5 protein-coding genes are annotated in these 5216 nt (G+C 71.1%); 2 read left to right on the top strand and 3 right to left on the bottom strand.

Translation table 11 applies throughout. The annotated features are described in order from the left end of the window. Positions 1 to 124: 124 nt before the first annotated feature. Both D7X12_RS38940 and D7X12_RS38945 read left to right on the top strand, forming a co-directional pair. Positions 125 to 439, top strand: a complete 315-nt coding sequence (locus tag D7X12_RS38940) for a DUF4398 domain-containing protein (RefSeq protein WP_120630217.1) — start codon at positions 125 to 127, stop codon at positions 437 to 439. Positions 440 to 456: 17 nt separating this feature from the next. Continuing rightward, on the top strand, positions 457 to 1872 hold the full coding sequence (locus D7X12_RS38945) for an OmpA family protein (RefSeq protein ID WP_120630218.1): 1416 nt from the start codon (positions 457 to 459) through the stop codon (positions 1870 to 1872). A gap of 115 nt (positions 1873 to 1987) precedes the next feature. Here D7X12_RS38945 and truD read toward each other — a convergent pair whose 3' ends face one another. The 3 genes from truD to D7X12_RS38960 form a co-directional block, all read right to left on the bottom strand. Then, positions 1988 to 3010 carry a tRNA pseudouridine(13) synthase TruD gene (truD, locus tag D7X12_RS38950; RefSeq protein WP_120630219.1) on the bottom strand — a complete coding sequence of 341 codons (1023 nt, stop codon included), beginning with the start codon at positions 3008 to 3010 and terminating at the stop codon, positions 1988 to 1990. Then, entirely contained in the window at positions 3007 to 4323 is a 1317-nt protein-coding gene (locus D7X12_RS38955; RefSeq protein ID WP_120630220.1) for a DUF4388 domain-containing protein, read from the bottom strand. The genes truD and D7X12_RS38955 overlap by 4 nt, the downstream gene beginning before the upstream one ends. 8 nt (positions 4324 to 4331) lie before the next feature. Further along, the coding region (locus tag D7X12_RS38960; RefSeq protein ID WP_120630221.1) for a DsbA family protein at positions 4332 to 5216 on the bottom strand (885 nt) is incomplete at its 5' end.

Below are 5216 nucleotides of genomic sequence, written 5' to 3' on the forward strand. Positions count from 1 at the left end.
GATGTGTATAAGAGCCAGGCCCGGCCCCCTGCTTCATGGGAACCGCCCGATTCTTGACCCCCCCGAGGGCGATTGATACGACCGACCCCATTCCCTTTCGCTCTGTCTTACCGAGGCACACGTGATGACGAAGCAGTCGCTCCTGATGGCGGTTGCGGGCGTGCTGACCGCATGTGGCCCCGTGAAGTCCACGTCGAACATCCTCGACGCCGAAGTGCAGATCCAGGCCGCGCGCACGGCCGGAGCGGAGAAGGAAGCCCCGTACGAGTGGACGGCCGCCAATCTCTACCTCCAGAAGGCGCGCGAGGAGGTCGGCTACTCGGACTACCAGTCCGGCGTCGACTTCGCGGTGAAGGCCTCCCGCTTCGCCAACGAGGCGCGGGAGAAGTCCATGTCCGCCGCCAACGCAGATTCCCAGGGCCGCCCCCCGAACCCGTGACGCCCGAGCGCTCCCCGATGAAGCGTCTGTCCCAGTCCGCGCTGCTCACCCTGTTGTTGGCCTCCCTCTCCTGCGTCAGCGGCAACAAGATCCGCGCTGACACGGAGGTCCTCACCGCCGACGTGGAGCGCGCCCGCCGGGGCGGAGCCCTGCGCTGTGCCCCCTCGGATCTGGCCACCGCCGAGGCCAACCTCGACTTCGCCCGGGGGGAGCTGAGCCAGGGCAACAGCACCCGCGCCGCCCAGCACGTGCGCACCGCCGACGGCGCCGTGAAGCGCGCCCTGGAGCTGTCCAAGAGCTGCGCCCCCCGCCAGGTGCTGGTGCGCGACCGCCCGGAGGCCCAGCCCCAGCAGCCGCAGGCGCAGCAGCCCCAGCAGCAGGTGGTGGTGAGCATCGAGGAGACGGACGGCGACGGCGACGGCGTGCTCGACAAGGACGACCCCTGCCCCGACCAGGCCGAGGACGTGGACGGCTTCCAGGACCAGGACGGCTGCCCGGACACGGACAACGACAGCGACGGCGTGCCGGACGCGCAGGACAAGTGCCCGCTCATCGCCGGCGTGGCGGAGAACAACGGCTGCCCGGCGGAGGCCCCCAAGGACCGCGACGGCGACACGGTGCTCGACAACGTGGACAAGTGCCCGGACCAGCCAGAGGACAAGGACGGCTTCCAGGACGAGGATGGCTGCCCGGAGATGGACAACGACCTGGACGGCATCGTGGACGGCACCGACAAGTGCCCCAACGAAGCGGGCCCGCTCCAGAACCTGGGCTGCCCCATCGTCGACAAGGACGGGGACGGCATCAACGACGACGTGGACAAGTGCCCGCTGGAGCCGGAGGACAAGGACGGCTTCCAGGACGAGGACGGCTGCCCGGACCTGGACAACGACAGCGACGGCGTCCCGGACGCCCAGGACAAGTGCCCGCTGGAGACCGGCCCCACGGAGAACGGCGGCTGCCCGGATCCGGACAAGGACGGCGACGGCATCGTGGACCGGCTGGACGCATGCCCTGACGACCCGGGCGTGAAGGAGGAGCGCGGCTGCGCCAAGCAGTACAAGATGGTCATCGTCAAGAAGGACCGGATCGAGATCAAGAAGCAGATCCTCTTCGGGTCCGGCTCCGCGAAGATCATCGGCAAGCAGAGCACCACCATCCTGGACGACGTGGCGCAGGCGCTCCGCGATGCGTCGTGGATCCGCAAGGTGCGCATCGAGGGCCACACCGACTCGCTGGGCAACGACACGTCCAACCTGAAGCTGTCGCAGAAGCGCGCCGACGCGGTGTTGGCGCAGCTGCTCAAGCGCGGCATCGACCCGGGCCGCATGGAGGCCGTGGGCTTCGGTGAGGCGCGCCCCGTGGCGCCCAACACCACCAAGGCCGGACGCGCGCTCAACCGCCGCACGGAGTTCAACGTCGTCCGGCAGTAGCGCTTCACGCCCCACCCCGCTCCGCGACGACGGAGCGGGGACCGGACGCAGCACCCCGCGCCTCCCCGGGCTTCCTGCCCTGGGAGGCGCAGTCATTTCCGGGGGGGAAGCGGGCTCAGCCGTCCTTGAGCAGTTCGTGCAGCACTTCGGTGGCGTAGGCGCCGCGCGGCAGCTCGAACGTGAGCACCGCGTCCCCACCGTCCACCGTGAGGTCCGGCGCGCCCAGCCGCACGCGGTACGGGCGGCGCGTGCCTTCCGTCTCGTCCCCGCCGCGCACGAAGTCGCTCAGGGTGACGCCCGCGTCCACGAGCAGCCGGGCCTCGGCCTCCGCCACCTCGCCGCGCGAGGCGGTCATCTTCGGGCCGAACATGGGCCCCGCCGGGCTCACCTCGAACGCGGCGACGCGGGGGCCATCCACCTCTGGCGCCTCGCACACGAAGAGGCCGCCCGTCTCCTCCTTGCGCAGCACGTCGCCCAGGAGCGCCGTGGCGAAGGTGCCCGCCTCCAACCGCTGCACCAGGGCCTGGTTGAAGAGGCGGGACTGGAAGGCGGACAGGTACAGCTTGCGCTGGAAGCGGTCCGGCCGCTTCGGCAGGCGCTGGCCCAGCAGCAGCATCCGGCCCAGGTCCGCGTTGTCCCCGGCCCGGCCGAAGCGCTGCTCTCCGAAGTAGTTGGGCACGCCTTCGGCGGACAGCCGGTCGAAGGACTCGCGCGCCGCGCCCACGTCCTGCACGCCGCGCAGCCGCAGCCGGAAGCGGTTTCCCTTCAGGTGCCCGGTGCGCAGCTTGTTGCCGTGCCGCTTCGACTCCAGGACGCGCACGCCGTCGAGCGCGAACTCGGGCAGGCGCGGCTCGGCGCTCGCGGGCACGGACAGCCACTGCCGCGTCACCGCCTGCCGGTCCTTCATCCCCGCCACGCCGATGTCGTCCTCGCGCACGCCCATCGCGGTGGCCAGCGCGCGCACCACCTCGCGCGTGTCCCGGCCGCGCTTCTCCACCCAGAGGTACAGGTGCGTGCCCTCGCCGGACGGCAGGTACGCGGGCAGCTCCTCCACCTCGAAGTCCTCGGGCGAGAGCTTGAAGGCGCCCCCGCACCCAGGGATGCCGGCGGTCAGCCGCGGGAAGCCGGCGTCCGTCACGGGGCCTCGAGCGTGGCCAGGAGTTCCTTCACGCGACGGGCCAGGTCCTCGTCCGCGCGCGACTCCAGCAGCTCTCCGGCCTGGAACAGCAGGAAGAACATCACGTCGCTCAGCGCCTGACGGAAGGAGGCCAGCGGCTCGCTGCCCAGCTGATCACGATGCCTGTCGAAGGCCTCCATCAGCCGGCCTTCCGGAAGGCTGCCGTCCGCCGCGAACGCGAGCCCCTCCAGCACCGGTGACGACGACAGCGCCTGCCCGGTGAGCGCCGCGTTGGCCGCGGCGATGAACTCGCGGTCCATGCCCTGGCGGGCCACCTCGTCGCGGATCTCCCGGAAGATGAAGTTGAAGACGCGCGCCACCGGGCGGGCATCCACCGGCGCCACGGTGCGCACCGCGGGACGCGCGCGCTGCGTGGCGGCCTTCTCCGGCGCCGCGGCGGCGGGCGTGCCCACCGGCTTGTCCGACAGCCCCGCGAAGCCCCCCTCCAGCAGCCGGAAGACGACCTTGGTGATGTCGAACTCGGACAGCCGGGCCGCGTGCCCCAGCTCCAGCACCGTGCGCCGCCCGTCCAGCATGGCGAGCACCCGGTCCTCGTCCTCCTCCAGCTTGCCGTCGGACGGACGCTTGCGCGCCACGTACATGCGGCCGTGGGGGATGCGCTTCCTGAAGTGCGCGAGCTCGTCGATCTTCCGGATGCTGTCCATCAGCAGGCTCTGCGTGGACAGCTGGATGGAGTGCCCCGTCTTGTCGTCCAGGGGTTGGTCGATGAGGAAGAACGCCCCCTCGCGGCACAGCACGATGGCGTGGAAGATCTCACTGACCTGGTGGGTGACGCACTTGAACAGGTCGTGCGCCTGCAGCACGCCCTTCTCCACCAGCGCCCGGCCCATCTTCGACGGCGACTGTTCGCGCAGCACCGCCTCCACCTGGGCCCGGTCCACGTAGCCCAGGCGCACCAGCACTTCGCCCAGGCGGTCGGCGGGCTCCTCGGACGTGGCGCCGCGCACCTCGCCCTCGCGGATCATCAGCGAGCGCTCGCCGCCCGGCGTGTGCACCCGGACGACGCCGCTCCAACGCGACTGGCTGAGGAACGCGATGAGGTCCGACAGCGGGAAGCCCCCCGCGTCACCCGACAGCACCACGCGCGGCGTGGGGATGGAGCCCCCTTCCGGCGGCGTGCGAGAGAAGACGAGCAGGTCGGGCGCGGTGGGCATCAGCGCGTAGGTGCCCGAGCGTCCTGCGAGCGCGGGGATGCCGGTCCGGTCCTCGGGGACCAGTTGCGCGGCGCCATCGATGCGGAAGCGTTGGCTCATCCTGGGTGTCAGTCGGCGGCCCACGCGTTGTTGTTCGCGCGCCACTCCACTTCATCCTCCATGCTGTGGGAGAGCTGCTCTTCCTGGTAGCCCAGGTCGTACGCGCGTCCGTTGAAGAACACTGAAGGGGTGCCGGTGATGGCCGCCGTGCGTCCCTGGGCGCGGAAGCCTTCAATCTCGTCCTTGTACTGCTCCGTCTTCAACACCGCGGCGAGCTTGTCCCCATCCAGGCCCACCGACTTCGCCAGCGCGGGCAGCGCCTCCGGCTTGAGGTTCTCCTGCTGGCCGAAGAGCGCGTCATGCATCTGCCAGAACTTGCCCTGGTCGCGCGCCCACAGCACCGCCTGCGCGGCGGGGACGGCGTTGGGGTGGATGCCGAGCGGGAACGGCAGGAAGCAGAAGCGCACCTCGGCGGGGTGCTTCCTCGCGAAGCCCTCCAGGATGGGCCGGGCCTTGCCGCAGAAGGGGCACTCGAAGTCGGAGAACTCCGCCACCGTCACGGGGGCATTGGCGTTGCCCTGGCACATGCGGGGGTCCACCTTGAGCGCCGTGCGGGGCTCGCGGAAGGACGCGTAGTACTTGGACAGCGTGACGATGACCTCGCTCGCCGGGCCGCCTTCGGACACCAGGCGCGCGGACAGCCGGGCCATCCGCTTGGCGTGCTTGCAGGTCGTGTGCTGCTTGAGGCACGCGCCCAGCGAGTGGGGGCAGCCGCAGTAGCAGAACTCGTCGCTGAACACCGTGGCCAGCTCGCGCTTCGCCGCCGGGGGCAGGCTGGAGAAGTCCATGCCGGGGATGCCGGTGAGCACCTGGGCGGGGTCCTGCGAGGGCACCGCGGCGGGGACCGCTGCCGGCCTGGGCGCGGCGGCGGCGGGTGGCGGTGGTGCCTTGGC

This window comes from Corallococcus sicarius (assembly GCF_003611735.1).
GTDB classification, from domain to species: domain Bacteria; phylum Myxococcota; class Myxococcia; order Myxococcales; family Myxococcaceae; genus Corallococcus; species Corallococcus sicarius.